At 69.8% G+C, this 25,012-nt stretch carries 34 protein-coding genes; 18 read left to right on the top strand and 16 right to left on the bottom strand.

The window, feature by feature from the left end:
- Positions 1–253 precede the first annotated feature (253 nt).
- Positions 254–1,780, bottom strand: coding sequence for a recombinase family protein (locus MT347_RS09820; RefSeq protein WP_243500606.1), 1,527 nt, complete (start codon positions 1,778–1,780; stop codon positions 254–256).
- 171 nt (positions 1,781–1,951) lie between these two features.
- Between MT347_RS09820 and MT347_RS09815 the strand changes: the two genes are divergently transcribed.
- The 4 genes from MT347_RS09815 to MT347_RS09800 all read left to right on the top strand — a co-directional run bounded on the left by MT347_RS09815 (position 1,952) and on the right by MT347_RS09800 (position 4,451).
- The gene (locus tag MT347_RS09815; RefSeq protein WP_243500604.1) at positions 1,952–2,497 is read left to right on the top strand and encodes a phosphoribosyltransferase family protein; all 546 of its coding nucleotides are present in this window, start codon (positions 1,952–1,954) and stop codon (positions 2,495–2,497) included.
- Positions 2,498–2,619: 122 nt separating this feature from the next.
- The gene (locus tag MT347_RS09810) at positions 2,620–2,919 is read left to right on the top strand and encodes a YchJ family metal-binding protein (protein WP_308194228.1); all 300 of its coding nucleotides are present in this window, start codon (positions 2,620–2,622) and stop codon (positions 2,917–2,919) included.
- Between the two features lie 87 nt (positions 2,920–3,006).
- The gene (locus tag MT347_RS09805; RefSeq protein WP_243500600.1) at positions 3,007–3,678 is read left to right on the top strand and encodes an NAD(P)H-binding protein; all 672 of its coding nucleotides are present in this window, start codon (positions 3,007–3,009) and stop codon (positions 3,676–3,678) included.
- Complete coding sequence (locus MT347_RS09800) at positions 3,675–4,451, top strand: isocitrate lyase/phosphoenolpyruvate mutase family protein (RefSeq protein WP_243500598.1); 777 nt, start codon at positions 3,675–3,677, stop codon at positions 4,449–4,451. The genes MT347_RS09805 and MT347_RS09800 overlap by 4 nt, the downstream gene beginning before the upstream one ends.
- A 115-nt stretch (positions 4,452–4,566) precedes the next feature.
- On the opposite strand, the gene MT347_RS09795 is transcribed toward MT347_RS09800, so the two are convergent.
- From MT347_RS09795 to MT347_RS09785, 3 genes are all read right to left on the bottom strand, one after another.
- Positions 4,567–5,217, bottom strand: a complete 651-nt coding sequence (locus MT347_RS09795; protein ID WP_243500596.1) for an LON peptidase substrate-binding domain-containing protein — start codon at positions 5,215–5,217, stop codon at positions 4,567–4,569.
- A gap of 156 nt (positions 5,218–5,373) precedes the next feature.
- Positions 5,374–6,441 (bottom strand): aromatic acid exporter family protein, encoded by a 1,068-nt coding sequence (locus MT347_RS09790; RefSeq protein ID WP_243500594.1) that lies wholly within the window; start codon positions 6,439–6,441, stop codon positions 5,374–5,376.
- Between the two features lie 3 nt (positions 6,442–6,444).
- On the bottom strand, positions 6,445–6,813 hold the full coding sequence (locus MT347_RS09785; protein ID WP_243500592.1) for a helix-turn-helix domain-containing protein: 369 nt from the start codon (positions 6,811–6,813) through the stop codon (positions 6,445–6,447).
- Between the two features lie 92 nt (positions 6,814–6,905).
- On the opposite strand from MT347_RS09785, the gene MT347_RS09780 reads away from it, so the two are divergent.
- On the top strand, positions 6,906–7,766 hold the full coding sequence (locus tag MT347_RS09780) for an SDR family oxidoreductase (RefSeq protein WP_243500589.1): 861 nt from the start codon (positions 6,906–6,908) through the stop codon (positions 7,764–7,766).
- A 253-nt stretch (positions 7,767–8,019) separates the two neighbouring features.
- On the opposite strand, the gene MT347_RS09775 is transcribed toward MT347_RS09780, so the two are convergent.
- A complete protein-coding gene (locus tag MT347_RS09775) occupies positions 8,020–8,400 on the bottom strand; it encodes a DUF2834 domain-containing protein (protein WP_243500587.1) in 381 nt (126 codons plus the stop codon).
- 52 nt (positions 8,401–8,452) lie between these two features.
- Between MT347_RS09775 and MT347_RS09770 the strand changes: the two genes are divergently transcribed.
- From MT347_RS09770 to MT347_RS09760, 3 genes are all read left to right on the top strand, one after another.
- Entirely contained in the window at positions 8,453–8,794 is a 342-nt protein-coding gene (locus MT347_RS09770) for a TraR/DksA C4-type zinc finger protein (protein ID WP_243500584.1), read from the top strand.
- 62 nt (positions 8,795–8,856) lie between these two features.
- The gene (locus MT347_RS09765) at positions 8,857–9,072 is read left to right on the top strand and encodes an SCO4848 family membrane protein (protein ID WP_243500582.1); all 216 of its coding nucleotides are present in this window, start codon (positions 8,857–8,859) and stop codon (positions 9,070–9,072) included.
- Positions 9,073–9,191: 119 nt separating this feature from the next.
- Positions 9,192–10,439 (top strand): MFS transporter, encoded by a 1,248-nt coding sequence (locus tag MT347_RS09760; RefSeq protein ID WP_243500580.1) that lies wholly within the window; start codon positions 9,192–9,194, stop codon positions 10,437–10,439.
- 76 nt (positions 10,440–10,515) lie between these two features.
- Here the strand turns inward: MT347_RS09760 and MT347_RS09755 are convergent, their stop codons facing one another.
- Positions 10,516–11,247, bottom strand: a complete 732-nt coding sequence (locus MT347_RS09755; RefSeq protein WP_243500578.1) for a membrane protein insertase YidC — start codon at positions 11,245–11,247, stop codon at positions 10,516–10,518.
- A 160-nt stretch (positions 11,248–11,407) separates the two neighbouring features.
- Entirely contained in the window at positions 11,408–11,686 is a 279-nt protein-coding gene (locus MT347_RS09750) for a DUF6412 domain-containing protein (protein ID WP_243500576.1), read from the bottom strand.
- Between the two features lie 62 nt (positions 11,687–11,748).
- On the opposite strand from MT347_RS09750, the gene MT347_RS09745 reads away from it, so the two are divergent.
- A complete protein-coding gene (locus MT347_RS09745; protein WP_243500574.1) occupies positions 11,749–12,261 on the top strand; it encodes a glycine cleavage system protein R in 513 nt (170 codons plus the stop codon).
- A gap of 51 nt (positions 12,262–12,312) precedes the next feature.
- On the opposite strand, the gene MT347_RS09740 is transcribed toward MT347_RS09745, so the two are convergent.
- Positions 12,313–12,687: a DUF3054 domain-containing protein gene (locus MT347_RS09740; RefSeq protein ID WP_374206525.1), complete on the bottom strand. Its 375-nt coding sequence runs from the start codon at positions 12,685–12,687 to the stop codon at positions 12,313–12,315.
- A gap of 53 nt (positions 12,688–12,740) precedes the next feature.
- On the opposite strand from MT347_RS09740, the gene MT347_RS09735 reads away from it, so the two are divergent.
- Positions 12,741–13,244: a metallophosphoesterase family protein gene (locus MT347_RS09735; RefSeq protein WP_243500572.1), complete on the top strand. Its 504-nt coding sequence runs from the start codon at positions 12,741–12,743 to the stop codon at positions 13,242–13,244.
- Positions 13,245–13,333: 89 nt separating this feature from the next.
- Here MT347_RS09735 and MT347_RS09730 read toward each other — a convergent pair whose 3' ends face one another.
- The 3 genes from MT347_RS09730 to MT347_RS09720 form a co-directional block, all read right to left on the bottom strand.
- A complete protein-coding gene (locus MT347_RS09730) occupies positions 13,334–14,449 on the bottom strand; it encodes an acyl-CoA desaturase (RefSeq protein ID WP_243501104.1) in 1,116 nt (371 codons plus the stop codon).
- Between the two features lie 238 nt (positions 14,450–14,687).
- Positions 14,688–14,891 (bottom strand): cold-shock protein, encoded by a 204-nt coding sequence (locus MT347_RS09725; protein WP_013583139.1) that lies wholly within the window; start codon positions 14,889–14,891, stop codon positions 14,688–14,690.
- 16 nt (positions 14,892–14,907) lie between these two features.
- A complete protein-coding gene (locus MT347_RS09720) occupies positions 14,908–15,192 on the bottom strand; it encodes a hypothetical protein (protein ID WP_243500570.1) in 285 nt (94 codons plus the stop codon).
- 228 nt (positions 15,193–15,420) lie between these two features.
- On the opposite strand from MT347_RS09720, the gene MT347_RS09715 reads away from it, so the two are divergent.
- Both MT347_RS09715 and MT347_RS09710 read left to right on the top strand, forming a co-directional pair.
- Positions 15,421–15,795: a biopolymer transporter Tol gene (locus MT347_RS09715; RefSeq protein WP_243500568.1), complete on the top strand. Its 375-nt coding sequence runs from the start codon at positions 15,421–15,423 to the stop codon at positions 15,793–15,795.
- Between the two features lie 51 nt (positions 15,796–15,846).
- On the top strand, positions 15,847–16,338 hold the full coding sequence (locus MT347_RS09710) for a pyridoxamine 5'-phosphate oxidase family protein (RefSeq protein WP_243500566.1): 492 nt from the start codon (positions 15,847–15,849) through the stop codon (positions 16,336–16,338).
- 46 nt (positions 16,339–16,384) lie between these two features.
- On the opposite strand, the gene MT347_RS18160 is transcribed toward MT347_RS09710, so the two are convergent.
- A complete protein-coding gene (locus MT347_RS18160) occupies positions 16,385–16,513 on the bottom strand; it encodes a hypothetical protein (protein ID WP_279391224.1) in 129 nt (42 codons plus the stop codon).
- Here MT347_RS18160 and MT347_RS18395 point away from each other — a divergent pair.
- Both MT347_RS18395 and MT347_RS09700 read left to right on the top strand, forming a co-directional pair.
- Positions 16,512–16,781 (top strand): DUF2256 domain-containing protein, encoded by a 270-nt coding sequence (locus MT347_RS18395; protein WP_308194227.1) that lies wholly within the window; start codon positions 16,512–16,514, stop codon positions 16,779–16,781. The genes MT347_RS18160 and MT347_RS18395 overlap by 2 nt on opposite strands.
- Positions 16,778–18,217: a cryptochrome/photolyase family protein gene (locus MT347_RS09700; RefSeq protein WP_243500562.1), complete on the top strand. Its 1,440-nt coding sequence runs from the start codon at positions 16,778–16,780 to the stop codon at positions 18,215–18,217. The genes MT347_RS18395 and MT347_RS09700 overlap by 4 nt, the downstream gene beginning before the upstream one ends.
- 116 nt (positions 18,218–18,333) lie before the next feature.
- Here MT347_RS09700 and MT347_RS09695 read toward each other — a convergent pair whose 3' ends face one another.
- Positions 18,334–18,549, bottom strand: coding sequence for a DUF2945 domain-containing protein (locus MT347_RS09695; RefSeq protein WP_243500560.1), 216 nt, complete (start codon positions 18,547–18,549; stop codon positions 18,334–18,336).
- 181 nt (positions 18,550–18,730) lie between these two features.
- Here MT347_RS09695 and MT347_RS09690 point away from each other — a divergent pair, with 181 nt between their 5' ends.
- Complete coding sequence (locus MT347_RS09690; RefSeq protein WP_243500558.1) at positions 18,731–20,260, top strand: catalase; 1,530 nt, start codon at positions 18,731–18,733, stop codon at positions 20,258–20,260.
- 118 nt (positions 20,261–20,378) lie between these two features.
- Here MT347_RS09690 and MT347_RS09685 read toward each other — a convergent pair whose 3' ends face one another.
- From MT347_RS09685 to MT347_RS09675, 3 genes are read right to left on the bottom strand one after another with little or no spacing between them, the layout of a single operon-like run.
- Positions 20,379–20,966 (bottom strand): hypothetical protein, encoded by a 588-nt coding sequence (locus MT347_RS09685; protein ID WP_243500556.1) that lies wholly within the window; start codon positions 20,964–20,966, stop codon positions 20,379–20,381.
- Positions 20,967–21,003: 37 nt separating this feature from the next.
- Entirely contained in the window at positions 21,004–21,840 is an 837-nt protein-coding gene (locus MT347_RS09680; RefSeq protein ID WP_243500554.1) for an endonuclease/exonuclease/phosphatase family protein, read from the bottom strand.
- Entirely contained in the window at positions 21,837–22,643 is an 807-nt protein-coding gene (locus MT347_RS09675) for a glycosyltransferase family 2 protein (RefSeq protein WP_243500552.1), read from the bottom strand. The genes MT347_RS09680 and MT347_RS09675 overlap by 4 nt, the downstream gene beginning before the upstream one ends.
- Before the next feature lie 117 nt (positions 22,644–22,760).
- Here MT347_RS09675 and MT347_RS09670 point away from each other — a divergent pair, with 117 nt between their 5' ends.
- Genes MT347_RS09670 through MT347_RS09660 form a run of 3 tightly spaced genes read left to right on the top strand, consistent with a single transcriptional unit; the run spans position 22,761 to position 25,010 of the window.
- Positions 22,761–23,534: a sulfurtransferase gene (locus MT347_RS09670; RefSeq protein ID WP_243500550.1), complete on the top strand. Its 774-nt coding sequence runs from the start codon at positions 22,761–22,763 to the stop codon at positions 23,532–23,534.
- Positions 23,535–23,536: 2 nt separating this feature from the next.
- Positions 23,537–24,490: a dipeptidase gene (locus MT347_RS09665; protein ID WP_243500548.1), complete on the top strand. Its 954-nt coding sequence runs from the start codon at positions 23,537–23,539 to the stop codon at positions 24,488–24,490.
- 19 nt (positions 24,491–24,509) lie between these two features.
- A complete protein-coding gene (locus tag MT347_RS09660) occupies positions 24,510–25,010 on the top strand; it encodes a GNAT family N-acetyltransferase (RefSeq protein WP_243500546.1) in 501 nt (166 codons plus the stop codon).
- Positions 25,011–25,012: the final 2 nt, after the last annotated feature.

Here is a 25,012-nt window from a genome sequence, read left to right as displayed (position 1 = left end):
GATTTCACCGCATGATTCCGCGGTTGTAGGAGTGGCGCTGGTCAGGGACGATGCCAGGGACGATGCCTTTTCAGCATCGTCCCTTGGGGTGTCAGTAGGTGTACAACGCGGCGTGCGGTGTGGTTATTTGGTCGACGAATCGGTCGGTGCAGACTAGGTGCATAACGCGCGTCACCACGCTAGGGGGCCTGGCGCCGGGGTGTAGCGTGCCTCAGCGATGCGGCGCACCGGACCCGCGCGGCGCCGTAGGTGGTTAGCCGGACCAGTCCGGGTCGATTTCAGGGCCCACGCCAGAGGGGTCCAGCGGCGCCCAGGGCGCGACGAGCGGTCGCGCGTCAGTCCAGCCGGGGTCGACGTACTGTGCGGCATATTCGTCGAGCCAGGGCCACGGCGCCAATACTCGGTCAGCATCGACCCGCCTGTAACCCCGCCCGATTGCGACAACGGGGACGGGGCCCATGAGCACACTTTCCAGCGCCGCGCGGCGTTCGTTAGTGTCAGACCGCTCCCACCGCTCGCCGTAGGTCTCGCCCGTCTCGACGGTCTCGATGACAGGTTCGACAGGCCGCGCCGCGAGCTCGTTTCGCGATCCGGTGAGAGCGCTTAGGCGTTCGACGAGCGCGGGGATGTCCGCACCCGGCTCACGCATGGCGTCGGTAGTGTGGCGGATTGCCTCCTCCACCTCGGCCAATCCGATGACGTCGCGGACGACGGCGCGCCTCTCAACAACCGTGAGCCGCCCAGCGACCGATAGAAACTCGCCCACTAGGAACGCCTCGACCTGATCGGCGTTGATGCTCGCAGGGCGCGGACAGACCTTGCCGTCGCCATTGGCTCGGCATCCATACGACTCGACCTGTGCCCCTTGCGCGCGCCGAGAGTTGACACGGAGGCGGCTCCCACAGGACTCGCACGTCAGGAGCCCCGACAGGAGCCGGGAAGCCTTGCGGCGTGTCGTCGCAAGAGGTCGGGCTTGGAGCACGGCACGGAGGCGCTCAGCGTCCGAAACGGTGAGGATGGGCTCCCAGGGTGTCGCGATGACTCCGGTGTCGTCGCGCAGAGGCGCGCCGTGACGAGATTGGCGCCCGAGGACCGAGTCACCCGTAAGTACAACGCGCAGGCTTGACAGCGACCAAGCTGTCGCCCGCCGAGGGGTCGATCCGTTCGACGTCAGAGTTGTCATTGCCTTGTACAGGGAGCCGCCCGAGAGCACAATCTCCGCCGCCTGGCGGACGTAGGCCGCCTCAGTGGCGTCGATGGCGAGCGTTTTACCGTCCCCTGAGGGGTGGGGCACTGACTTGTAGCCGTACGGGGTCGGTCCGCCCCGCCAGCGGTCGCCTTGGCCTACGCGGTAGGCGATTGTCGAGCGGAGCCGGTCGCCGATTGTGCGCGATTCCAGCGCCGCGAATACCTGGAGCACCTCGGCCATGGCGCGGCCCATCGCTGTGGTCGTATCGAGGGGCTCGGTGCACGAAACTACGTTGAGCCCGTCGTCGAGGAGGGTGCCGAAGTCGACGACCGAGCGGGCTAGGCGGTCGAGGCGCCAGACGAGAACCGCCTCCGCCTTACCCCCCGCGATGAGGGCACGGACGCGAGTGAGCCCCGGACGGTCAAGGCGTCGCTTGGATGCGCTGACGTCGACATCGTCAATTGTGTCGACAAGCTCCCATCCCCGGCCCTTGGCGTGGGCCTCAATGATTTGGCGTTGGCGGGCGACTGAGGTCGAGTCAGCGCTCTCCCGAGAGAGCCGAACATAGCCGACGACGCGAGTAGGTGCCATAGGTGAAGTATACCGAAGCGGTATCGAGGAGCATGATGCGGTCGGTCACGGATGCGATCCTGTCACGCGCGCTCCGGCGGCGCTCCCGCTCGGGTGCGCCACGTCCGAGGAATGCCGGGTGAGATCGGTCGGCGTGGCGGATGTGCGCCGCGACCGTGACGACAATGGAGCGTGTCCGATCTTCGTGAGCGTCTGCGCGAGAACTTTCGGTGGCTCAGCGACCGAACCGACCCGACGCTCAGCGCGGACGTCACCGGGTGGTGGCGTGATCCGGCGATCATCGATCGGATCGGTCCAAGCCTCGCAGCGCCCTTCGCCGGCGACGCGCCGACGGTCGTAATGGGGCCGTCGTCGCGGGGCAGCCTGCTCGGGGTTCTGGTGGCCCATGCCCTCGGCGTCGGTTTCGCCGAGGTCCGCAAGGATCCGTCGCGCCCCGTCGACAGCGACGCGTGGTGGGAGACGACAACGGGACCGGACTACCGCGACCGGCACCTGCGCCTCGGCGTGCGACGGGGGCTTCTGCGGTCGGGGGACCGGGTGCTCTTCGTCGACGACTGGGTCGATACCGGAGCGCAGATGGAGGCGTGTCACCGGCTCGTCGAGCTGAGCGGCGCGTCGTGGGCCGGGGCGTCGGTCGTGGTCGATGCCCTCCAACGACCAACTCTCCGGCGGCGCCTGAGGCTCCACTCCCTCCTGCACGTTCGGGATCTGCCCTAATCTGCCCGTCCTAGAGTGGCGCAATGTCCTTCGGCCTGGCATCCGCCCGTCCCTCCCCGCACGCGACGTGCCCATGCGGGGGCGGAGCGTTCGGCCACTGCTGCGGCCCGATCCTCGAGGGAGTGCCCGCCCCCAGTGCTGAACGACTGATGCGTTCGCGATACACCGCCTTCGTCGTGGGTGACGCCGCCCACCTGCTGCGATCGTGGCATCCGAGGACCCGGCCCGACGAGATCGTCGTCGACGACGGGACGACGTGGCGTGGTCTGGTGATCGACGGGGCTGAGGAGGACGGCGATGCGGGAGTCGTGTCGTTCCGCGCGGCCTGGCGCCAGCACGGGATCGACGGGGAGCTGCACGAGCGCAGCCGGTTCGTCCGCCGCGGCGGCCGGTGGGTCTACGTGGACGGCGACGTGGACTGAGGGCGTCAACCCCGCCGGTCGATGTCGGACGTGGTGCGTAGGGTCGATCGCGCGGAACCCCCATCGACTACGCGAGAGGACGACGATATGGAACGTGTCGTGATCATCGGAGGCCACGGCAAAGTGGCCCTGCACCTGGCGGCTCTGCTCGCCGATCGCGGAGACGGAGCCACATCCGTCATCCGCTCCGCGGATCAAGGCGGTGATATCGAGCAGGCGGGCGGTACCCCCCTCGTGCTCGACGTCGAGAAGGCCGACGTCGAGGAGATGGCGACGGCGTTCACCGGTGCGGATGCGATCGTCTGGTCGGCGGGTGCGGGCGGCGGGGAAGCCGAGCGCACCTACGCCGTCGACCGAGACGCCGCTCAGCGTGCGGTGGACGCCGCGTCGAAAGCGGGCGTGCGGCGGTTCGTGATGGTGTCGTGGATCGGCTCCACTCCCGACCACGGCATCGACCCGGACGATTCGTTCTTCGCGTACGCCGACGCGAAGCTCGCCGCCGACGACCACCTGCGTGCCAGCGATCTCGACTGGACGATCCTCGGCCCCGGCACGCTCACCACCGAGTCCGCCACCGGTCGCATCACGACCGCGCCGCAGGGCAAGGGCGAGGTCGGCCGCGCCGACGTCGCCTCGGTGGCGGCGGCTGCCCTCGTGCAGCCCGCCACGATCGGCCGGTTCATCCGGTTCGGTGCGGGCGGAACGCTGATCGCCGAAGCCCTCGCGGACGAGTCCGGACGTGAGGGTGCGAGCGCATGATCTCTCTCCGTGACACGGCACAGTCATTCGCCCGCCTGCACACCGCGCCCGAGATCCTGCGGGTCGTGAATGTATGGGACGTGGTGTCGGCGCAGGCCGTCGCATCCCTCCCCGAGACGAAGGCCCTGGCGACGGCCGGGCACTCGATCGCTGCGACCTTCGGATATGAAGACGGCGAGAACATCCCCGTCGAGCTCATGCTCGACATGGTCGGACGCATCGTGGCTTCCGTCGATGTGCCGGTCACGGCGGATCTCGACGCGGGCTTCGGCGACCCCGGCGAGACGACCCGCCGGGCGATCGGTGTGGGCGTCGTCGGCGCGAACGTCGAGGACCGGGTCAAGCCGTTGTCCGACGCGGTCGCCGCCGTCGAGGCCGTCATCGCGGCAGGCGAGGCCGAGGGGGTGCCGTTCGTCCTGAACGCCCGCACCGATGTCTTCCTGAAGGGCGGGGACCGCCCGCTCGACGACAAGGTAGCCGATGCCATCGAGCGCGGTCGCGCTTTCCTCGCCGCCGGTGCCACATCGGTGTTCGTGCCCGGCAAGCTGGACGCGGAGACGACCCGACGCCTCGTCGACGGCCTCGGTGATCGGAAGCTCAGCGTCATCGGCGTACCGGGGGCGCTCACCGCCGCCGAGTACGAGGCCCTGGGCGTCGCCCGAATCTCGTACGGTCCGCAGACGCAGCGCGTCGCGCTCACCGCCCTCCAGGACCTCGCGATCGACCTCTACGGCGACGGCGTCATCCCGCTGACGGTGCGCGAACTGAACTGACCCGAACACACGGCCCGGGCGCACCGCCACCGCGGCGTGCCCGGGCCGTGTTTTCGGTGTCGGCGTCCGGGCTCTGCGCCGATGGAGCGGGCGATGCGGGCTGCGACCCGACGCGTTAGTCGCCGTCGCCGGGGTTTTCGTCTACGACGATGACGCCGTCGGGGACGGGGTCGGCCAGGAGCGGTTCCGCTGCGAGCGTCAGATCGATGGTTGCGCGCAGAAGTCCCCCCAGGGTCGCCGAGCGCAGGAGTTCCATCTGATCGAGTTCGCCCAGCGGTGCGATCGCCGCGAGCTGCCAGGCGCGCGCGAGCGGTTCGTCCGACAACTCGACTTCGGGATCCCACCGCGTGCCGCCGAACTGCTGTGCGCGGGCGAGCACGCGCCGCACGATCCTGTCGGCCTCCTCGAGCAACGGCATCAGGGCGTCGTTCCACTCCAGATCCGGCAGAACGCGGACCTCGGCGCGGGGGTAGGGGTCGTCGTCGAGCCACTCGACGATCTCGAAGCGCTCCGCGCCGCGCGCGACGATCTGCATCTGGCCCGCCTGGGGAACGACGTGGCTGAGCTGGGCCATCGTGCCGAGGGCGAAGCGCTGATCGCCGCCGCCGGTTTCGGACCCGCGCTCGATCAGCACCACTCCGAAGGCCGGGTCGGCCTCGTCCAGCAGCCGTCCGAGCATGACGAGATAGCGCTCTTCGAAGATCCGCAGCGCCACGGGCGTATGCGGGAACAGGACGGCTCCGAGGGGGAACATCGCGGTACCCATGCGCCCAGTCAACCAGCGCACGATCCGACGGGGGCGCGGGTGGGGGAGATTCGCAGCCGCGACCCGAGGGGGACGCGCGGGAGCCGCAGCGCGCGCGGCGCGTTCCGGCGACGTACGGTGCACACGTGGTCGACGGACCGGCGCGCCGCGCTCGGGTCAGAACCCGTCGTCGCGGAGGGTCTCGTGAACGCGGTGCAGATCGGTCAGCATCGAGCCCACGAGGACCCAGTGCGCGGGTGACGGTGTCTGGATCTGCAAGGGGCGGGTCAGCGCGGGCTCCTCCGCGGCCGCAGGTTCGGGGCCGCGTCCGGCGCCGGCGTCGAGGCTGAACGCCAGACGGACGTCGTGGGCCGCGCGGTGCAGTTGCTCCGCGATGGCGCGGACCGCGGGTTCCGCCGCAATAGAGGTGTCGTATCCGTCGTAGACGGCGCGGGTCATGCCGACGGTCTGCGTGACGACGGGGGTGAAGCGGTCGAGCAGATCGCCCATCTCAGCGAGGTCGGCGCGGTGGCGACCGCTGCGGGGGTTCAGGGCCAGCGAGTCCTCCCCGTCGCGCAGGGCGTCCGCCGCGGCATCCCGGACCGGTCGGAGGAGCCGCGCCTCCAGCAACAGCCCCTCCAGCGAGGCCGGCGTCTGCGGGGTCTCGAGGGCGTCGGCGAGACGTTCGAGGGCGGCGGCGAGTTCGCGCCCCAGCGTGTCGATCTTCTCGCGGGCCGGCGGCACCAGGACCGGCGGCACCAGGACCGCGTTGACGACGATGCCGATCGCGGCACCGATGAGTGTCTCGAGGACGCGGTCGAGGGCGTAGTTGGGTGTGGCGGTGCCCAACGCGAGCACGAGCAGGGCGCTGATCGCGATCTGATTGGTCGCGCCGGGGGAGATCCTCGCGGCCCACGCCACGACGAGCGCCACGACGGCCGAGAGGAGGGCGACCCACGGTTGCGAACCGAACGCGAGCCCGAGCAGGGAAGCGATGACCACACCGAGAATTACACCCACGCTGCGCTCGACGGCGCGCGTGAAGGACTGGTTGACGCTCGGTTGGACGACCAGCAGTGCCGCGATCGCGGCGAAGATCGGGGGCGGACCCTGCACGAGCCACCCCGCGATCAGCCACGCGGCGACAATCGCCAGAGCCGACTTCGCGACCTGGAGGAGGGGGATGCGGCGCGGCGCGCGGACGTTGAGGCTGCCGCGCACGGCGCGCAGATCGGGAACGCGCATGGCTCAGCCCTCCCGCGCGACGATGGCGTCAGCGTTGTCGGCCACCCACTCCATGAGCGGGATGACGCGTGTCATCAGGTCGCGACCACGGTCGGTGAGCGCGTACTCCACGCGCGGCGGCACCTCGGGATAGGCCGTGCGCGCCACGAGGCCGTCGCCCTCGAGCGTCTTGAGCGTGCTGGCGAGCATCTTCTCGCTGATGCCGGCGACGTTGCGACGCAGGACGCCCCAGCGTTGCGTGCCATCGGACAACGCGAGGAGGACGAGAACTCCCCACTTGCCCATCACGTGGTCGAGAACCGTTCGGGTGGGACACCCGTCCGTGAAGATCGCGGGGTTCTTCCCGCGCAGATCGGCAAGACTGACGCTCATGTGAGTACCTAACCAGAAAGTGGGTACCGGCATTCCGGAATGTGCTCGGTGCCGCGCGGTTTCACTCCGCGTACCCACCGAAAGGACACCCCATGACTCTCCTCGTCACCGCCGCCTCCGGCAACCTCGGCCGTCTCGTCATCGACGCCCTGCTCGCTCGCGGCATCGAGGCATCCGACATCATCGCCGGCGTGCGCACGCCCTCCAAGGCGGAGGACCTCGCCGCCCGCGGGGTCGTCGTCGTCGAGGTCGACTACGCCCGCACCGAGACGCTCGCCTCGGCGCTCGACGGCGTCACGCGCGTCCTGCTGATCTCGGGAACCGACCCCGATCGCGTCACAGGTCATCGCAACGTCATCGACGCGGCCGCGGCGGCCGGCGTCGGTCGGCTCGTGTACACCAGCTCCCCGCGCAACGACGAGATCGATTACGCGCTCGGCGCGGACCACAGGGCGACAGAGCAGGCCATCGCGGCCTCCGGACTGGATGCCACCGTCCTGCGCAACAACTGGTACACCGAGAACTACCTCGACGCCGTCGCCCGTGCGGGAGAGACCGGTGAGATCGTCGCCGCCGTCGGCGACGCCCGGGTCGCCAGCGCGAGCCGCCGCGATTACGCCGAGGCAGCCGCCGTCGCACTGATCACCGACGAGCTGGCGGGGCAGACCGTCGAGCTCGGGGGAGATGTCGCGTGGGATTACGACGAGCTCGCGCGAGCCGCGAGCGAGGTGCTCGGGCGCCCGGTGGCTTACACCGCCGTGACGGTGGAGCAGCTCACGGCAGGACTGGAGACCGCCGGCCTCGACGCGGCTACGGCCGCGTTCGTCGCCGGTATCGACGACGCGATCGCGCGAGGTGCGCTGTCGCAGACCGACGGCACGCTGGCGCGCATCATCGGCCGGCCGACGACCCCGCTCGTCGAGGGGTTGCGCGCGGGTCTCGCCGCGCGCTGATCGGCGGCTGCGCCCGTGTGCTGAGCGGGGAGAGTCGGGTCCGGTTCCCGCACGCGGGACGCGGGACCCGACCTTCCCCGCCCAGCGAGGGGCGCAGGCCTCGGCGGCGTTCGCGACATCGGCGATGGATGTCGGCGAAGACCCCGGGCGTCATCCGGGGGCGCGGAGTCGGCGAGGCACCCGGGTGAAGCCGGGGGCGCGACGTCAACGACGCGGGTCGGCGAGGGCGCCGGGCTTCATCGGGGGCGCGGCATCAGCGAGAATCCCGGGCGTCCGCGTCCGCGTCCGCGTCCGCGTGCGCGCGAGCGGTGAGGCGGCGCTGGCGCATCGCCAGGAACAGCGGGAACGTGAACGCGAACGCGGTGATCCCCGACAGCACGATGTACACCCAGGCGAAGCGCATGCCCAGTCGACGGGCCTCGACGAGGATGAAGATGCTCCCCGCGATCGCGACGACGAGGAGATCGACCGTGATCGACGACACCGCGGGGCCGCTGGAGACGAGGTCTCCGATGAAGTCGCGCATCTGCACGATGGCGAAGGCGTTGAAGACCGAGGTTCCCGCGAGACCGGCGACGGCCAGCGCGAGAAAGACCGCGGCGGTCGGGGTCCAGTGGCGGCGCAGTTCGCTCATGGCCCGATCCTGCCGCAGTCTCGATGTCGGAGGTGGGGGCTAGCGTCGAAGCATGGATGCCGTCACCGCCGCGCGCATGCTCGATGACCGCGAACGTGAGGTCGAGCACCGCCTCAGGCGCCTCCGCGAAGACGATGACAGCCTGCGTCACGATCGTGCCGACTCGACGGCGGACGACGAGCACGACCCCGAGGGCTCCACGCTGTCGGGGGAGTGGGCGCAGGTCGACGCCCTCCGTCGGGGCGCCGAGTCCGAGCGCGCGGAGATCCGCGCGGCGCGGGAACGCGTGGCATCCGGCACCTTCGGCGTCTGCGAGACGTGCGGATGCCGTATCGCCGATGCCCGGCTCGAGGCGCGGCCCTTCGCTCGGCACTGCATCGCCTGCGCGAGATGACACGGGCGGTACGGGCACCGCGACGCGTGAGCGAGGCGGTCGTACGCGTTTAGGCTCGAGTCGTGGAACCCATTCTCATCGCCCTGTTGTTCGCCAACGCCGTCTTCAACATCGTCGTCTGGCCGCGCTTCTACGTGCGGGTCGCGAAGGACCCGCGCGCCAAGAACGCCGCCGGCAAAGCCACGCCGTTCCTCATCGTGCACACGGTGCTCATCGCCCTGGCGCTCGCGCTCGCCCTCGCCTCCCTCATCGCCGCGATCGCCGCTCTCGTGGGCTGATCCGGACCCCCGTGCATCGCCGCGGGTAGAATGAGGGCGCGGGATGGTCCCGCCGTACGGTGTATCTACCTGCCCGGTCCGGCAAGGCGGCACGTTCCCCCGCCCCCGGAGACCGATCCATGACATCGACCGCGTCACGACGCGCCGTCGCCCATCGCCCCCTGATCCACCACACCGGCCCGTGGTATTTCCCGGTCGCGTTCGTCGCGCGCTTGCCGTTCGCCATGATGACCGTGGGCGTCCTGGCCTTGGTCGTGGCGGCGCGCGGGTCCGTCGCGCTTGGAGGTCTCACCTCCGCCGCGGTCGGCCTGGGCGTCGTCGTGGCCGGCCCCGTGCTCGGCGACCTGGCCGATCGCTACGGGCAGAGGCGTGTGCTCATGCCCGTCGGGATCGCCAACGGCATCCTGCTCGCGGCTTTTCCCCTGATCGTGGCGACGACGACGGTCGACGGCGTCCTGCTCGCGGCCGCCGCGGCCATCGGCCTGACCGGTCCGCAGACGGCGGCGATGTCGCGCACCCGCGTGATGGCTCTGATCGGCGAGCGCGTGCACCCCGATCGCCGTGAGCGCACGTTCTCCCGAGCGATGGCGTACGAGTCGGCCGCCGACGAGACCGCTTTCGTCATCGGTCCGTTCGTCGTGGGCGTGTTGGCCGCCCTCATCGCGCCGTGGGCGCCGATCGCCGGCGCCGCGGTATTGAGCTTAGTCTTCGTCACCGCCTTCGCCCTGCACCCCACCGGTCGCGCGGTCCCCGAGCGGTCCGAGCGCGCCGAGATGGCCCCCTTCCGCGAACTCCTCCACCCCCGCATGCTTGTCCTGTTGGCGGCGGTCTTCGGTGTGGGACTGTTCTTCGGGTCGACCCTCACCTCGCTCACCGCCTTCATGGAGGCCCAGGGTGCACCCGAGGCGGGGGCACTGCTGTACGGCGTGATGGGCGTGGGCTCCGCGGTGCTGGCCTTGGCCGTGGCGGCGTTGCCCCCGCGCTTCGCCCTGCGGTGGCGGCTCGTGATCTTCGCCGTGATCCTGACGGCGTCGACCGGTGCCTACACCGTGGGCGGATCGGTCGCGACGGTGACCGCCGTGCTCTGCCTGATGGGCATCGGCGTCGGGCCCTCCCTCGTGACGCTCTTCAGCCTCGCCGGCGCCCGTGCCCCCCGGGGACGCACCGCGTCGACCATGACGCTCCTCGCCTCGGCACTGACACTCGCCCAAGCGCTGTCATCAGCGGTCACCGGCGCCGTCGCCGAGAGCGTGTCCGTGGCGACGGCGATGCTGTTCCCCGCCGCCGCGGCACTGCTCGTGCTCGCGATGGCCGCCCTCAACGCCTCCGCGGCGCCGCGGTGGGATGCCGCGACGCGAGCGGTCTGACTGAGCAGACCTCTGCCGCACGACGAGGTCGCGAGCCGGCCTTTCCACACGCACCGGCCACGCGCAGCTTTCACCGTCACGACGGCAGGGGGTAGCGCCGCCGAAGCAGCCGGCGTTGGGCGACGGTCCACACCGTCGTCACGGCGAGGTAGAGACCGGCCGCCACCGGCACGAACGCGGCCACCGCCGCGGTGGTGAACTGCAACACCCCGACCAGTCCCGCCGTCCAGGTCGGTGCGGCCGGGTCGACGGGCGGACGCAGCACGCGCCGCGTCATCTCGGCCGCGAACGCGATCACGGCGACGAGCGTGCCGATGACGGCGAGGGTCGCGGCATCCATCGTCCCCGTCGACAGCGCGCCGGCGAGGCTCCGACCGAGAGGGACGCCGAAGAGCTCGTGCGCGAGCAGCTCATTCGTGTGTCCGTCGACGGTGGGGTGCAGGAAGACGGCGTACAGCAGACCGACCACGGGAGCCTGAGCCAGGACCGGCGCACAGCCCGCGAGCGGCGAGGCTCCCTCGTCGCGGTAGAGGTGCATCGTCTCGCGCTGCAAGCGCTCGGGGCTGTGCCCCCATCGCTCTCGAAGCGCACGCAGGCGGGGCGCGAGACGGGCACGAGATTGTTCGGCGCGCGCCTGCGACACCCCGACCGGGATAAGTGCGAGACGAACCATCAGAGTGACGACGACGACGGCCAGCGCGGCGGCCGCCGGGCCGGCGAGGGGATCGAGGAGGGCCGTCAGGGCGAGCAGCGCTCGTGTGGCGAGATCGAGCAGGTGAGCGAGAGGGGGCAGGGCGAAGAGGTCCATGGGCGTCCATTCGAGTGAGGCGATCACAGGGCGGATCGGTCACAGGGCGCGAGCGTGCTCCCCTGTCGGAAGCGAGGAGGGGGCCGCTGTTGCGCGGGTGACCGGCACCGCGGACCCCGGATGCCACGATCGCCTCCGAGCGAGGCGGGAACGTGCGGGATTACGCGGCGCGGACGACGCTTCCCGGGGCGCGTGGACGTGGATGCCCGGCGGCGTCGGGATCGCTCTGGGCGAGGGGAGCCGACGGATCGATGGGCCGTGCGGACGGCGGGGGAGCGCTGGCGGTCAGCGCCGGCAGCACCACGATGACGATCGAGGCAGTCACCAGGACTGCCGCCGCCAGCACGACGGCGAGGAGGGGAGCGCCGTGGCCAGGCGTGAGCGTCGACTCGGCCGAGGCGAGCAGCAGGTTCAGCACGGCGATGACCGATGCGATCATGGGCTCACCCCCTCCGGCGGGAATCATCAGGGTATCAGCGCCGTGCTCGCTACGCTGTCGGAATGGTCACCCTCGTTCTCACCGTCGTCGGCGACGACCGTTCCGGTCTCGTCTCCGCGGTCGCCGACATCGTCCAGGCTCACGGCGGCAACTGGGAGAACAGCGAATTGGCCGAGCTGGCCGGCGCTTTCGCCGGGATCATCGAGGTCTCGGCCGTGCCCGACCGTGCCGAGGCGTTGCGCGCCGCCCTGGAGGGTCTGGCGGGAACACTCGCCGTCACGGTCCACACCGGGGCGCCGACCGCCGCCGCTGCCGCTGTGCGCAGCGTGACGTTCGATGTCGTCGGCAACGATCGGCCGGGCATCGTTCGCGAGGTGTCGGCCGCGCTGAGTGCCCGCGGCGCGAGCATCGAGCGGATGTCGACGCAGACCACGGATGCCGCGATGGCGGGCGGGCGCTTGTTCGAGGCGTCGATCACCGCGGTGATCGGTGCCGACGTCGCCGTCGACGACCTCGTCACCGACCTGGAACGTCTCGCCGCCGAGATCCAGGTCGACGTCACCCTCGCGGACTGAACGCTCGCTGAGTCGCGGCGGACGCGGGCTCGATACCGCGGCGTCCGCTTCTCATCGGCGCGCCACCAGGCGGGCGACACCGCGCCACCCCAGCAGCAGCAGCGCGAGGGTCACCGTCGCGACGATCACGAAGGCCACAGCGACCCCCTGGCCGCTCAGCGTTCGCAGCAGCATGCCGAGCACGACCGTCACGACCCACACCGGCAACCCCGAGCGCACCACGGACGTCGGCCGTCGCCACGCTCGCGCGACGAGCCACCCCGCGAGCAGCGCGGCCACGAAGGGCCAGGCGGTCGTGGCCAGACCGGCACCGAACGGTCCGAGAACATCGCCGTCATGGGTCGCACGTCCGATCGCCGCGAACACGACGACCATCACGACATCGGTGAGGAGGGCGAGGGCGGGGGAGCGGCGGGAGATCGTCACTTCACCATTCTCGCGGCCCGACGGACCCGCTCACGCGTCGGTAGCGTTATCGCATGCCGACCCGCCTGTTGCTTCTCGCCGACACTCACGTTCCGAAGCGGGCACGCCGGCTCCCCGCGGCGGTGGGGCGCATGGCATCCGAGGTCGACTTGATCGTGCACGCCGGCGACTGGGTCGACGCCGCCGTCCTCGATGACCTGAGCACGCGGCGGCCGGTTCTGGGGGTCTGGGGGAACAACGACGGCGAGGACTTGCGCGCCCGGCTCCCCGAGGTGGCGCGTGCCGAGCTCGACGGAGTACGCCTGGCAGTCGTGCACGAGACCGGGCCGGCGACCGGCAGGGAGAAGCGGATGGATGCCGCGTTCCCCGACACCGACCTGCTCGTGTTCGGCCACAGCCACATCCCGTGGGACACGCTCAGCCCGGCGGGTCTCCGACTGCTGAACCCCGGGTCTCCCACCGACCGGCGTCGGCAGCCCGAGTGCACGGTGATGACGCTGACCCTCGCGGGCGGACGGGTGTGCGATGTGCAGCTGCACGCGGTGCCGCGTGAGTGAAGGGACGGTGCCGCGCGGTTGGTCGAACGGTCCGCGAACGAAGACGGCGCCCCCTCCGAAGAGGGGGCGCCGTCACATTGTGCGTCGGATCACTTCACCGCGAGATGACGCGACGACCCGGTCAGCGGGCAGTCGAAGGGGTCGCGAGCAGCGAGACCGACCTCGTTGAGGTAGCGGATGACGATCCCGTACGACTGCAGCAGGGTCGTCTCGACGTAGGGGACGCCGAGCGTCTCGCAGTGCTCCCGCACGATGACGCGAGCACGGCTGAGGTGCGGGCGCGCCATGTTCGGGAACAGGTGGTGCTCGATCTGGTAGTTCAGACCGCCCATGAGCCACGTCGCCCACCAGCCGCCCGAGATGTTGCGCGAGGTGCGCACCTGCTTGCTGAAGAAGTCCAGCTTCGCACCGGGGGCGATGACGGCCATGCCCTTGTGGTTCGGCGCGAACGACGCGCCCATGTAGACACCGAAGACGGCAAGCTGCACACCGAGGAACGCGAACGCCATGCCGATCGGCAGGAACACGAAGATCGGGGTGAGCACGAGAGCGTGACGCAACGCCAGCAGGCCCAGTTCGCGCCAGCGACCCTTGATCTCTTCGCGGGAGGTCAGGTGGCGCAGGGCCAAGACATGAAGGTTGAGCCCCTCGAGCGTGAGCAGGGGGAAGAAGAGCCAGCCCTGTCGGCGGGTGATCCAGCGCTGGATGCCGCGCGCCTTGGCGGCGTCTTCGTCGAGGAAGGAGATCGTGTCGATCTCGATGTCGGGGTCTTTGCCGACGCGGTTCGGGTTCGCGTGGTGGCGGGTGTGCTTCGACGCCCACCACGACTGGCTCATGCCGACGATGCCGTTGCCGATCAGCAGGGCGAGACGGTCGTTGGCCGGACCCGACGCCAGGATCTGGCGGTGATTGGCTTCGTGGGCCAGGAAGGCGACCTGGGTGAACAGGATGCCGAGAGCGGCGGCGATCAGCAGTTGGTACCAGCTGTCGCCGAGCAGGACGAAGCCGGTGATGGCGCCGGCGAAGCCGAGCGCGATCGCGATCGCGACGACGAGGTAGAAGCGGCCGGTGCGGGCCAGCAGTCCACTCTCGCGAACGACCTGAGACAACTCTGTGTAGGCCTTGGCGATGGGGGGGAATTCCGTGGTGCCGGAGTACGTCTGTCGAACGGGGCCGAGGCGGGACTCGACGATGGTGGAGGCGATGAAACTTCTCCTCGGATCGGGGGTGACCGGAGTCGGGAGCCGAGGCGACTACCCGGGCTGAGGCCCAGACTACGTGCCGACGTATGGACTCCTGGGAATACATCCACATGTGCAGAAGGCTCACGGCAAACGGTAACGCCGTTGACCTCGTCGGTGCCCGTTCGGGGCACCCCCGAAAACGCCGGACGCCGGACCCGTCGCGACAGCGACGAGCCCGGCGTCCGGGTTTCAGCGGAGCTTAGAGGGGGCGGATGTTCGCCGCCTGCATGCCCTTGGGGCCCTGCTCGGCGTCGAACTCGACCTTCTGCGCTTCCGTCAGCTCCTTGAAGCCGTTGCCCTGGATCGCGCTGAAGTGCGCGAACAGGTCGGCGGAGCCGTCATCGGGAGCGATGAAGCCGTAGCCCTTTTCGGAGTTGAACCATTTCACGGTGCCAGTGGCCATCGTGTTCTTCCTTTATTCATGTTGGGCCGCAGACGCGACCGTGGGCGCCGCTCCGACGCGTGCGGAGCGGACGGGGACGCCGCGGTACCGAGTCGGTACCGCGGACGCGATGCCCGTCGACGGCGGCCTGAGCCGCGTCGACGGACGTGTGGACGCCGAGATTCTCGCCGAGCGGACCGTGGGCTTCGAAGCCCACGATGGCCGCGCCGACGAAACCGGCGTAGTCGGATCCGGCCGTCGCGACGAAGACGTCGAGATCGGCCTGACGCCACGACAGTGGCGAGAGGTGAAGCAGAGACACAAGAACTTTCCGCGTGTGCGACGCGAGGACCGGAGTCGTCGAGCGAGGCACGCGATGGTTTGGGGTGGGAGAGCTGACCGAAACGGCTCGGCGCCGTGCGCCCGGCATCTCAGCGATGAGGCGGGCGTCAATGAAGCAAGTCCCAGAACGAATGAGATCAACGTAGCACGGAAGTCTGGACGGTGCCGGAGAGTTTCCCCCGGTCCGTTTGGAAGGTGCACTGGGGGGATGGCATCGGGAAACGCGGACGACTCCACAGACGACGAACGCTGGCTGGTCATCGACGGGCGGCGCTGGAGGCGGACCGACCCCGTCCTCCCCGAGGACGTCGCTGATGGTCTGCGCTCGCACCTCGGCCGTGCCCGCGCCGCCGTGCGCTCGGCGAAGCGCTCCGGCGACGACGAGGCGATTGCCGATGTCCGACACCGCGTGGGTCTGGCCAAGTCGGGCCTCGGGGAACGTGGACCGCGGTGGTGGGATGACGAGGAGCCGGCGCGTGTGCAGCGAGCCCGGGACGCTCTGGCGGAACTCGACCGCCTCGTCGGGCCGACCGGAGCCCACAAGGAGCCGAGAGCAGACTCCGACGCCGACGTCAACACGTAGCGACGGCGGAGGTCGAGGCGGTGGGCTGAACTCTTCGACGAGAGGAACGACATGTCATCCACGGGACCGGAACTCGACAAACTCAACGAGCTGCTCAAGAAATTCCGTTTCGCCATGGTCACCACCCGCGCGCAGGACGGCGCGCTGCACGCCCACCCCCTGACGGTGCAGGAGACCGAGAGCGACGGCGACCTGTGGTTCATCGTCGGCTCCCACGCCTCGGCCGTCGAACACGTGCGGCGCGATCCGAAGGTCGGTCTCTCCTTCAGTACCGACGGTACGTGGCTCTCGCTCGCGGGCGAGGCCGAGGTGGTCGACGACCTCGCGAAGCTCAAAGAGCTGTGGTCGACGAGCGTCGAGGCGTGGTTCCCCGACGGCCCCGAATCGCCCGGCGTGACCCTGGTGCGCGTGAACACCCTCAGTGGCGAGTACTGGGGCAGCGCTGGCGGGCGGATCGCTACGGCCATCGCGCTCGTGACATCCAAGGTCACGGGGGAGCGCCCTCAGGGCGGCGAGAACGAGAAGTTCGACCTGCCGGAGTGACAGACCGGCCCGGGCCCCGATTCCGAGGGCCCGGCCGGGTCCACCCTCAGCCGGACGGGTTCTCGACCGGCGTGCCATCGTCGTCGGTGAAGTCGGGCATGCGCGCACCGTCGGCGGTCTCGAGCTCGTCGGGGCTGTCGGCGTCGTCACGAGGGCGTTCGGGTGTGGTGTCCATGGTCCGACTCGACCACGATGGTGGTGGATCGCACATGGGCCTTGCGCGCACCCGATCTCCGTGCCAGCGCAAGCCCCCGCGGGACGAAGCGTCCTCTTGCGACGATGACGGCATGTCACGAGCTGAGGTGCGCTCCAAGCCCTGTGCATTCTGCGGTCGCCCGTTCACCGACCGCAAACGCTGGAGCGGCCGGGATCAATGGGACCAGGTGCTCTACTGCTCGCGCGGATGCCGGGCGAATGCGGCGAAGCAGAGGCGGCACGCGTGAGGGCCGCTCTGATCCTGGCGACGCAGCAGTTCGCCGAGCATCCCTCCTTCACCGACGACCAGGTCGACGAGTTCTTCTTCATCGAGTCGGCACCGCGGTTTCGCACGCTCCCGTACCACCGGCACAAGATCGTTCTGCTTATCTCCGCGATGCGGCACACCGCGGCTCGGCTCGAAGCCGAGGGGAGAACGGTTCGCCGGGTCACCCTCGGTGACGACCTCACGTTCAGGGCGGGCCTGGAGCGTCTGCTGAGCTCGCACAGGGTCACCGAGCTGACCTGGATGAGCGATCCGAACCGACCGGTCGACGATCGCATCGCGGCCATCTGCACCGACCACGACGTCGCCACCGATGTCCTGCCCGACGCACTGTTCCTCACGCCCGAGGAGGACGTCGACGGCTGGTTCGCCGAGCACCCGACCCCGCTCATGGAGGACTTCTACCACTGGCAGCGCCGACGCACCGGCATCCTGATGGACGGCGGCAAGCCCACGGGCCGCCGCTGGAACTTCGACGCCGACAACCGCAAGGCGCTACCGAAGAAGGGGGTCACGATCCCGCCGTTGCCGAAGGCGGAGCACGACGACATCACCCGCGCCGTCATCGCCGAGGTCGACGAGTTGTTCCCCGAGCACCCGGGCGCGGCGGAGGAGTTCTGGCTTCCGGTGACCCCCGACGACGCGCGCGACTGGCTCGACGTCTTCGTCGCGGAGCGGCTGGACGACTTCGGTCGATACGAAGACGCCATGAAAGCCGACGAGCCCTTCCTCTTCCACTCGATCATCTCGCCGATGCTGAACATCGGTCTGCTGACCGTCGAGGAAGTGGTGGCCGCGGCCACCCGCACCGATGCGCCCCTGGCATCCGTCGAAGGGTTCATCCGGCAGGTCATCGGGTGGAGGGAGTACATGCGCGGCATGTACCGCGCGCATCCCGAGCTCGAGCACGTCAACGCCCTGCACCAGGACAGGCGCATCGAGAAGTACTGGTACTCGGGGAACCGGATGCCGAGCGACCTCCCGGTCCCCGTGCGCACGGTCCTGGAGCGGGTGCACCGCTGGGGGTACGCGCATCACATCGAGCGGTTGATGGTGCTGGGCAACTGGTTCCTGCTGCAGGGCTACGCCCCGCGCCAGGTGAACGCGTGGTTCCTCGCCCTGTTCGTCGACGCGTACGACTGGGTCATGGTGCCCAACGTCATGGGGATGAGCCAGTTCGCCGACGGCGGCTTCGTCGCGACCAAGCCCTACGTCTCGGGCGGGGCGTACCTGCAGAAGATGGGCTCGTGGTTCCCCTCGTCCCAGGCCGCCAAGGACTCCGTCTTCACGGACGCGTACTGGGAGTTCCTCGAACGGCACGAGGACGTGCTGGCCGGCAACCACCGGCTTTCGCTGGCGCTGGCGCAGATGCGCAAGCGGCGGGAAGCGAGGGGGTAGAGAGGTGGGAGGTGGCTGAGGCCGTCGAAGCCCCCCCGGGGTGCGGGGCTTCCGATCCCTTCGACGGGCTCAGGGACCTGGGCGGTCGTCGAGCCCGTCGAAGCGTCCGCCGAACCTCAGCTCTTCAGCTTGTTCAACGCCGATCCCTTATGAGCGGCCTTCGCCCCCGACTTCTCGGACTCCACGATGTAGGCCGGGTCGTCGTCCGACGCGGTGAACTTCTGGCCGTCGTGCTGGAAGTCCTTCGTCTTCTTCTCCACGACCTCGCCCTGGGTGCGGCCCTGAGGGGTGTCCCAGCTGACGCGGTCGCCCTTCGACAGATCCTTCGACATGACGTCTCCTTCGGTGTAGGTGCGCCCATGCTCTCGACCGCAGCGGGAGCGGATGCGGGGATTGACAGGCCCCGGCCCCTACGTGGTCGGCGTCGTCACCGCAATACCGCCGCGATGTCGGAGGGGCTGCGTACCGTGGACGAGGGCCAGTCGTTCGCCGGCCCACGACGTGAGGAGAGCCATGACCGAGCCGACCACCACGAACGGCGGCGCGCCCGTCGCCAGTGACGAGCACTCGCAGAGCATCGGAGCCGACGGCTCGATCGCGCTGACCGACCACTACCTGATCGAGAAACTCGCGCAGTTCAACCGCGAGCGGGTGCCGGAGCGCGTCGTGCACGCCAAGGGCGGTGGGGCGTTCGGCACGTTCCGCACGACCGGCGACGTGTCGGCCTACACCCGCGCGGCGCTGTTCCAGCCCGGCGTCGAGACCGAGATGCTCGCGCGCTTCTCCTCGGTCGCGGGCGAGCAGGGCAGCCCCGACACGTGGCGCGACCCGCGCGGCTTCTCGTTGAAGTTCTACACGACAGAAGGCAACTACGACCTCGTCGGCAACAACACCCCCGTCTTCTTCGTCAAGGACGGCATCAAGTTCCCCGACTTCATCCGCTCGCAGAAGCGGCTGCCGGGCAGCCACCTGCGCGACAACACCATGCAGTGGGACTTCTGGACGCTGTCGCCCGAGAGCGCCCACCAGGTCACCTGGCTCATGGGCGACCGTGGCATCCCGGCATCCTGGCGGCACATGAACGGGTACGGCTCGCACACCTATCAGTGGATCAACGCCGAGGGAGAGCGGTTCTGGGTGAAGTACCACTTCCACACCGACCTCGGACACAAGACGCTCACGCAGGACGAAGCCGACCAGATCGCAGGGCAAGACGCCGACTTCCACATCCGCGACCTCTACGCCGCGATCGAGCGGAGCGAGTTCCCGACGTGGACGCTCAAGGTGCAGATCATGGCCTACGAGGATGCCAAGACCTACCGGTTCAACCCCTTCGACCTCACGAAGGTGTGGCCCCACAGCGACTACCCCGAGATCGAGGTGGGCACGATGGAGCTCAACCGCAACCCGGGCAACTACTTCGCCGAGATCGAGCAAGCCGCCTTCGAACCGTCGAACTTCGTCCCCGGTATCGACGGCAGTCCCGACAAGATGCTGCAGGCGCGCATCTTCAGCTACGCCGACGCCCACCGTTACCGCGTGGGTACGAATTACCAGCAGCTGCCCGTCAACCGTCCGCACACCGAGGTGCACTCGTATTCGAAAGAGGGCGCGATGCGCCACGAGTACAACCCGCCCGAGGTGCCGGTGTACGCCCCGAACTCCGTCGGCGGTCCCGCGGCCGATCCGCGCCGCGCCGGCGACGGTGGCTGGCACAGCGACGGCGAGCTCGTGCGCAGCGCCGCCACCCTGCACCCCGAAGACGACGACTGGGGTCAGGCCGGAACCCTCGTGCGCGAGGTGATGTCGGCCGACGAACGGGACCGGCTCGTCGAGACGATCACCGGGCACGTGGGCGGGGTGACTCGGGCAGAGGTGCGCGACCGGGCCGTGCAGTACTGGAAGAACGTGGATGCCGAGATCGGCTCCCGCGTCGAACAGGCGCTCCCGCCTCTCGAGGGATCGACGGCCCCGGGCGAACAGCTCAGCGAGCCGAGCCCCGACGGCGACCTCGTCGGAACCGACGTGGCGGGCAGGATCTGAAACCGGGCGACCGGCGGCGCCTCACGGGGTGCCGCCGGTTGCGGCGCGTGCCGCCGAGGTGACCGAACAGTTTGGCGGGAGTCCGACGACGGAGCCCGGCTCGGCAGCGCTTTGCGCGTCAGAGCCTCGCGCGGTCCTGGCGCGTCAGTCTCCAGCGTGATGCCAGCAGGCCTGCGAGCAACGCCCCCAGCCCGCCCGCGATCATGTCGCCGATCGTGTCGTCGTACGTCACGAAGATCGCATCGGTGATGAACCGGTAGCCGAACCACTCAATCATCTCCCACACGGCCGACAGGGCCAGACCCGCGAGGGTGGCGACCACGATCGGGGTGCGTCGACGCCCGGTAGGCGCGACCACGCCTCCGTCGTCGAGCAGCACCAGCGCCACCGCGGCGAGGACACCGGTGCACACGAGGTGTACCGCAAGGTCCCACCCCGTCCACGCCCGGTAGAGCTCGAGCACGTTGCTGCCCGCGGCGACGAACACGGTGACGCAGGTGACGAGGTCGAGGCCCGAGCGCAGGCCGATCATGCGCGAGAGCATCACCGCCGGCAGCGACATCGACAGCACCGCGAAATCCGTGAACGGCAGCGTGAACAGCGACACGATGACGAGCACGATCGCGGTCGCACGGACCGCGTCGGCGAGCCAGTCGGTCACGCTGCGGGGCGGACGCTTGAGGTTGGCGTACATGGCGCGGATCATCGGCATCCCTCCGTTCGATGGGAACCGGTGCGAACGGTCATGACGACGCCACCCCCGTGGGGATGCGCACCACGGCTTGGACAGGCAGGTGATCGCTCGGCCACTGGGTGCCGGTCGGCCGGGGATCGATGCCGACGGCCCGCACCCCCACATCGGGGGTGACCAACAGGGCGTCGATGCGCCGCGCGCCCAGCTTGGGGCGCCGATAGTTGTTGAAGGTGCCCCATTCGGCCGTGCGCCGCACCGGCGCATACGACCAGGTGTCGACGAGCAGGCCGCCGGCGAAGATCTCCGCCAACTCGGTCGACCGCACGTGCGCATTCACGTCGGCGGTGAACAGCAGCGGACCCTCGCGCGAGTCGACGAGATCGTGCAACCAGGTCGCCGAGCGTCGGCGCGCCCGGTGCGAGAACGCGTCGAAGTGCGTGTTCACCATGGTGAAGTGGGCGCCGGTGGTACGGTCGCACAGCCGGGCGATCACGGCGACGCGAGGGATCGTGTTGCCCCAGCCGGTCGATCCCGGAACCTCCGGAGTGTCGGAGAGCATGACCTGCTCCCACTCCTGCACCTCGATGCGGTCGCGGTCATAGAACACGGGCGTCCCCTCGCCCCCGCGGTCCTTTCCCCGCCCGAGACCGATGTGCCCGTACTGCGAGCCCAACGACTCCTGCACCCATCGAGCCTGGTCGGGCATCGCCTCTTGCGAGCCGAGCAGATGGGGGCGGTTCGCGCTGAGGAACGTGCGCAGACGCTGCTTGCGCATGGGCCAGCGGTCGGCCGGAGGCCACGTGATCCTCTCGAAGCGTCGACGGATGTTGAAGCTCATCACGTGCAGGTCGGGCGCCTCCACGTTCGGGAACAGGATGCCGGTCATGAGCGCGCCCTCTCGTCGGAACGGGCGGCGCTCCCCTGGGCGGCGACCCCGGCGGGCCGTCGACGGGCCCGCGCCACCCGCATCCATCGCGTGGGCGGCAGATCCGCCGGCCAATGCGCGAACACCGTGCCCGCCCCGCGACGGAAGCACACCGCGAACCTCCCCGGGCGTACCGTGCGCGACGACACCCGCATGTGTCGGCCGGACACGTAGCGGATGCGGTGGCGAACGCCGAGGTGGTACGCGAGATCCAAGTCGTCGTGCAGTTCGGGGTCGAGGTGCACCTCGTCGCGCACGTCCAACCACGCCTGTCGCCGGAACGCCATGTTCGACCCCCACAGCGGCGTGTGGCCGAGAGCGGGGAACGCGAAGGCGGCGTACGTGCCGAGGAAGGCCCGGGCCATCGTCACGCGTCGCGACGCGGGCCCGTCATGGAACACGGCGCCGCCGGTGACGGCATCCACTGTCGGGTCGGCGAGGGCATCGACCATGCTCTCAACCCACGTCGGTGCGGGCAGGCTGTCGGCGTCGAGCCGCAGAACGAGGTCGCCGCGTGCGGCGTCGTATCCGGTGGCAGCCGCGGCGGGGATGCCACGGGCTCCGCAGAAGACGACCCGCGCCCCCGCGGACCGGGCGATCGCGGCGCTGTCGTCGACGGAGCCGTTGTCGACGACGACGATCTCGTCGGGGGCGACGGTCTGTGCCGACAGCGCCCGCAGGCACTGACGCAACTGCGGACCGTCGTCGCGGACGGGGATCACGACCGAGACGGTCGGGGTCGACGGCGCGGAGCCTTGGGGCACGCTTCCTCCCGGGGACGAGTCCTCTCACGCTAGGCGATCCGCCGCGCGAGTTTTCCGGCTTGACGCCCGCGTCCGGCGATGACACGCGCCCGTGTGCGCTTTCGTAGGGTGGATGCCATGGCATCCGTCCTCAACGTCTCGGCGTACCTGTTCACGCGCATCGACGATCCCGCCGCCCTCCGGGTCACGCTGCGGGAGCGGGCGACCGTCGCGGGGATGCGCGGCACGATCCTCCTCGCCGAAGAGGGCATCAACCTGTTCCTCGCGGGTCCCGCCGATTCCGTTCGCGGTTTTCTCGACGACCTCCGCGCCGACGAGCGCTTCACCTCACTGACGACGAGGGACAGCTGGTCGGATGCCGTCCCCTTCGGAAAACTCCTGGTGAAGGTCAAGCGCGAGATCATCCGCATGGACCGTCCCGAGGTGCGCCCGCAGGACGGCCGCGCACCCGCGGTGAGCCCCGACACCCTGCGGCGGTGGCTCGACCGCGGCGCCGACGATGAGGGCCGCGAGGTCGTTCTCGTCGACACGCGGAACGCTTTCGAAGTCGACTACGGCACCTTCGCCGGCGCCCGGGATTGGCGGCTCGAGCGGTTCACCCAGTTCCCGGATGCTGCGAGCGCCCACCGCGACGAGCTCGTCGGCAAGACGGTCGTGAGCTTCTGCACGGGCGGGATCCGCTGCGAGAAGGCGGCGTGGTACCTCCGGTCCGAGGGAGTCGACGCCTACCAGCTCGACGGCGGCATCCTGGGGTGGTTCGACGCCCAGGGCGATGCGCACTGGGACGGGGAGTGCTTCGTCTTCGACGAGCGGGAGGCTCTGGACGCGGAGCTCACCCCGGCGCGTGCGGCGACGGCGTCTGCACCGCTCACTTCGTCCGCGGGCGTCTGAGCGTGCTCTGGGACCAGCACGCCTGCGTCGAGCTCGTCGAGACCGCGGACTTGGGCGACCTGCGTCGCTACCGCCCGGCCGGGGGCGGCCTCGTCTCGGTCAATGTCGGGTACGCGCCGCACGGCCCCGCGGTCACGGCATCCCTTCTCCGCGCCTTCCGGTCGCAGGTGGAGCGCATCGACGGTCTCGCGCTCGCCGCGGACGTCGACGACGTCGACCGGATCGCCGGTGCCGGCGACACCGCCGTGGTCTTCGACCTCGAGGACTGCGCCCCCCTCGGCGGAGACCTGGATGCTGTCGGCATGCTCGTCGCGCAGGGGGTCCGCACGCTGGCCCCGACCTACAACCACGCCAACATCGCCGGATCCGGCTGCCTCGACACCGCCGACGACGGCCTCACCGCGTGGGGGCGAGACCTCGTGCGCGAGCTGAACCGCCGGGGCGTGGTGCCCGACGGCTCGCACGTGGGCGCGCGCACCGCGACGGACATGTGCGCGGTGTCGACTCGGCCTGTGGTCTACAGCCACTCGAACGTGCGCGCCGTATGGGACCATCCCCGCAACATCACCGACGACCAGGCCCGAGCCGCGGCCGACACCGGGGGAGTGATCGGCATCACCGGGGTCGGGATCTTCCTCGGGCCCAATACCCCGACGCTCTCGGCAATGTCCCGCCATCTCGAGCACGCCGTCGAGGTGGTGGGGATCGAGCACGTGGGCGTCAGCACCGACTTCTCATTCGACTGGGAGACGTTCCGCGAGGTGCTCGCGACGAGCCCGGAGCTTTACGACGCCAGCTATACCGCCTGGGGCCCCGTGCAGTGGATGCCACCGGAGACCTTCCTCGACCTGGGCGCGCACCTGCGCGATCGCGGATGGCATGACGGCGACGTCGCCGCGGTGCTCGGCGGGAACTTCCGCCGGGTGGCGCGAGAGAGCTGGCATCCGCTGCTCTGAGCCTCGGTAGCCTCGGTCCATGACGACTCTCACCGACGGTGCTGTCCTGCGTCCCGCCCGCGCGGGCGATGAGCCGGGCATCCTCGCCTGCATCCAGGCCCTCGCCGATTACGAGCGCGAACCGGATGCCGTCGAGAACACCGCGGAGATGATCGCCGCGACGCTCTTCGGCGAAGATCCTCGCGCGTTCGCCTTCGTCGTCGAGGGCCCCGACGGCGGTATCCGTGCGATCGCGATCTGGTTCCTCACCTACTCGACGTGGACCGGGCGTCACGGCATCTGGCTCGAGGATCTCTACGTGCACGAGCAGTACCGCGCGAAGGGCTACGGCGTCGCCCTGCTGGCCGCGCTCGCCGGGGAGTGCGTGGAGCGGCGGTACTCCCGCCTCGAGTGGACGGTGCTCGACTGGAACGAGCCCGCGATCGGGTTCTACCGAGCGCTGGGCGCGGAGGCGATGGAGGAGTGGACGACCCGGCGGGTCACCGGTGAGGCGTTGGAGGCGTTGGCAGCTCGGGCCTAGCG

Source organism: Microbacterium sp. VKM Ac-2923, assembly GCF_022815605.1.
Taxonomy (GTDB): domain Bacteria; phylum Actinomycetota; class Actinomycetes; order Actinomycetales; family Microbacteriaceae; genus Microbacterium.
This window is presented reverse-complemented; position numbering and strand designations above follow the sequence as displayed.

Excerpts from the sequence above, each read along its gene's own strand:
- MT347_RS09820 (WP_243500606.1), bottom strand. The coding sequence starts at position 1,780 with ATGGCACCTACTCGCGTCGTCGGCTATGTTCGGCTCTCTCGGGAGAGC.
- MT347_RS09805 (WP_243500600.1), top strand. The coding sequence starts at position 3,007 with ATGGAACGTGTCGTGATCATCGGAGGCCACGGCAAAGTGGCCCTGCAC.
- MT347_RS09800 (WP_243500598.1), top strand. The coding sequence starts at position 3,675 with ATGATCTCTCTCCGTGACACGGCACAGTCATTCGCCCGCCTGCACACC.
- MT347_RS09795 (WP_243500596.1), bottom strand. The coding sequence starts at position 5,217 with ATGGGTACCGCGATGTTCCCCCTCGGAGCCGTCCTGTTCCCGCATACG.
- MT347_RS09790 (WP_243500594.1), bottom strand. The coding sequence starts at position 6,441 with ATGCGCGTTCCCGATCTGCGCGCCGTGCGCGGCAGCCTCAACGTCCGC.
- MT347_RS09785 (WP_243500592.1), bottom strand. The coding sequence starts at position 6,813 with ATGAGCGTCAGTCTTGCCGATCTGCGCGGGAAGAACCCCGCGATCTTC.
- MT347_RS09780 (WP_243500589.1), top strand. The coding sequence starts at position 6,906 with ATGACTCTCCTCGTCACCGCCGCCTCCGGCAACCTCGGCCGTCTCGTC.
- MT347_RS09775 (WP_243500587.1), bottom strand. The coding sequence starts at position 8,400 with ATGAGCGAACTGCGCCGCCACTGGACCCCGACCGCCGCGGTCTTTCTC.
- MT347_RS09770 (WP_243500584.1), top strand. The coding sequence starts at position 8,453 with ATGGATGCCGTCACCGCCGCGCGCATGCTCGATGACCGCGAACGTGAG.
- MT347_RS09760 (WP_243500580.1), top strand. The coding sequence starts at position 9,192 with ATGACATCGACCGCGTCACGACGCGCCGTCGCCCATCGCCCCCTGATC.
- MT347_RS09755 (WP_243500578.1), bottom strand. The coding sequence starts at position 11,247 with ATGGACCTCTTCGCCCTGCCCCCTCTCGCTCACCTGCTCGATCTCGCC.
- MT347_RS09750 (WP_243500576.1), bottom strand. The coding sequence starts at position 11,686 with ATGATCGCATCGGTCATCGCCGTGCTGAACCTGCTGCTCGCCTCGGCC.
- MT347_RS09745 (WP_243500574.1), top strand. The coding sequence starts at position 11,749 with ATGGTCACCCTCGTTCTCACCGTCGTCGGCGACGACCGTTCCGGTCTC.
- MT347_RS09735 (WP_243500572.1), top strand. The coding sequence starts at position 12,741 with ATGCCGACCCGCCTGTTGCTTCTCGCCGACACTCACGTTCCGAAGCGG.
- MT347_RS09725 (WP_013583139.1), bottom strand. The coding sequence starts at position 14,891 with ATGGCCACTGGCACCGTGAAATGGTTCAACTCCGAAAAGGGCTACGGC.
- MT347_RS09715 (WP_243500568.1), top strand. The coding sequence starts at position 15,421 with ATGGCATCGGGAAACGCGGACGACTCCACAGACGACGAACGCTGGCTG.
- MT347_RS09710 (WP_243500566.1), top strand. The coding sequence starts at position 15,847 with ATGTCATCCACGGGACCGGAACTCGACAAACTCAACGAGCTGCTCAAG.
- MT347_RS18395 (WP_308194227.1), top strand. The coding sequence starts at position 16,512 with ATGGTCCGACTCGACCACGATGGTGGTGGATCGCACATGGGCCTTGCG.
- MT347_RS18160 (WP_279391224.1), bottom strand. The coding sequence starts at position 16,513 with ATGGACACCACACCCGAACGCCCTCGTGACGACGCCGACAGCCCCGAC.
- MT347_RS09695 (WP_243500560.1), bottom strand. The coding sequence starts at position 18,549 with ATGTCGAAGGATCTGTCGAAGGGCGACCGCGTCAGCTGGGACACCCCT.
- MT347_RS09690 (WP_243500558.1), top strand. The coding sequence starts at position 18,731 with ATGACCGAGCCGACCACCACGAACGGCGGCGCGCCCGTCGCCAGTGAC.
- MT347_RS09685 (WP_243500556.1), bottom strand. The coding sequence starts at position 20,966 with ATGATCCGCGCCATGTACGCCAACCTCAAGCGTCCGCCCCGCAGCGTG.
- MT347_RS09680 (WP_243500554.1), bottom strand. The coding sequence starts at position 21,840 with ATGACCGGCATCCTGTTCCCGAACGTGGAGGCGCCCGACCTGCACGTG.
- MT347_RS09670 (WP_243500550.1), top strand. The coding sequence starts at position 22,761 with ATGGCATCCGTCCTCAACGTCTCGGCGTACCTGTTCACGCGCATCGAC.
- MT347_RS09660 (WP_243500546.1), top strand. The coding sequence starts at position 24,510 with ATGACGACTCTCACCGACGGTGCTGTCCTGCGTCCCGCCCGCGCGGGC.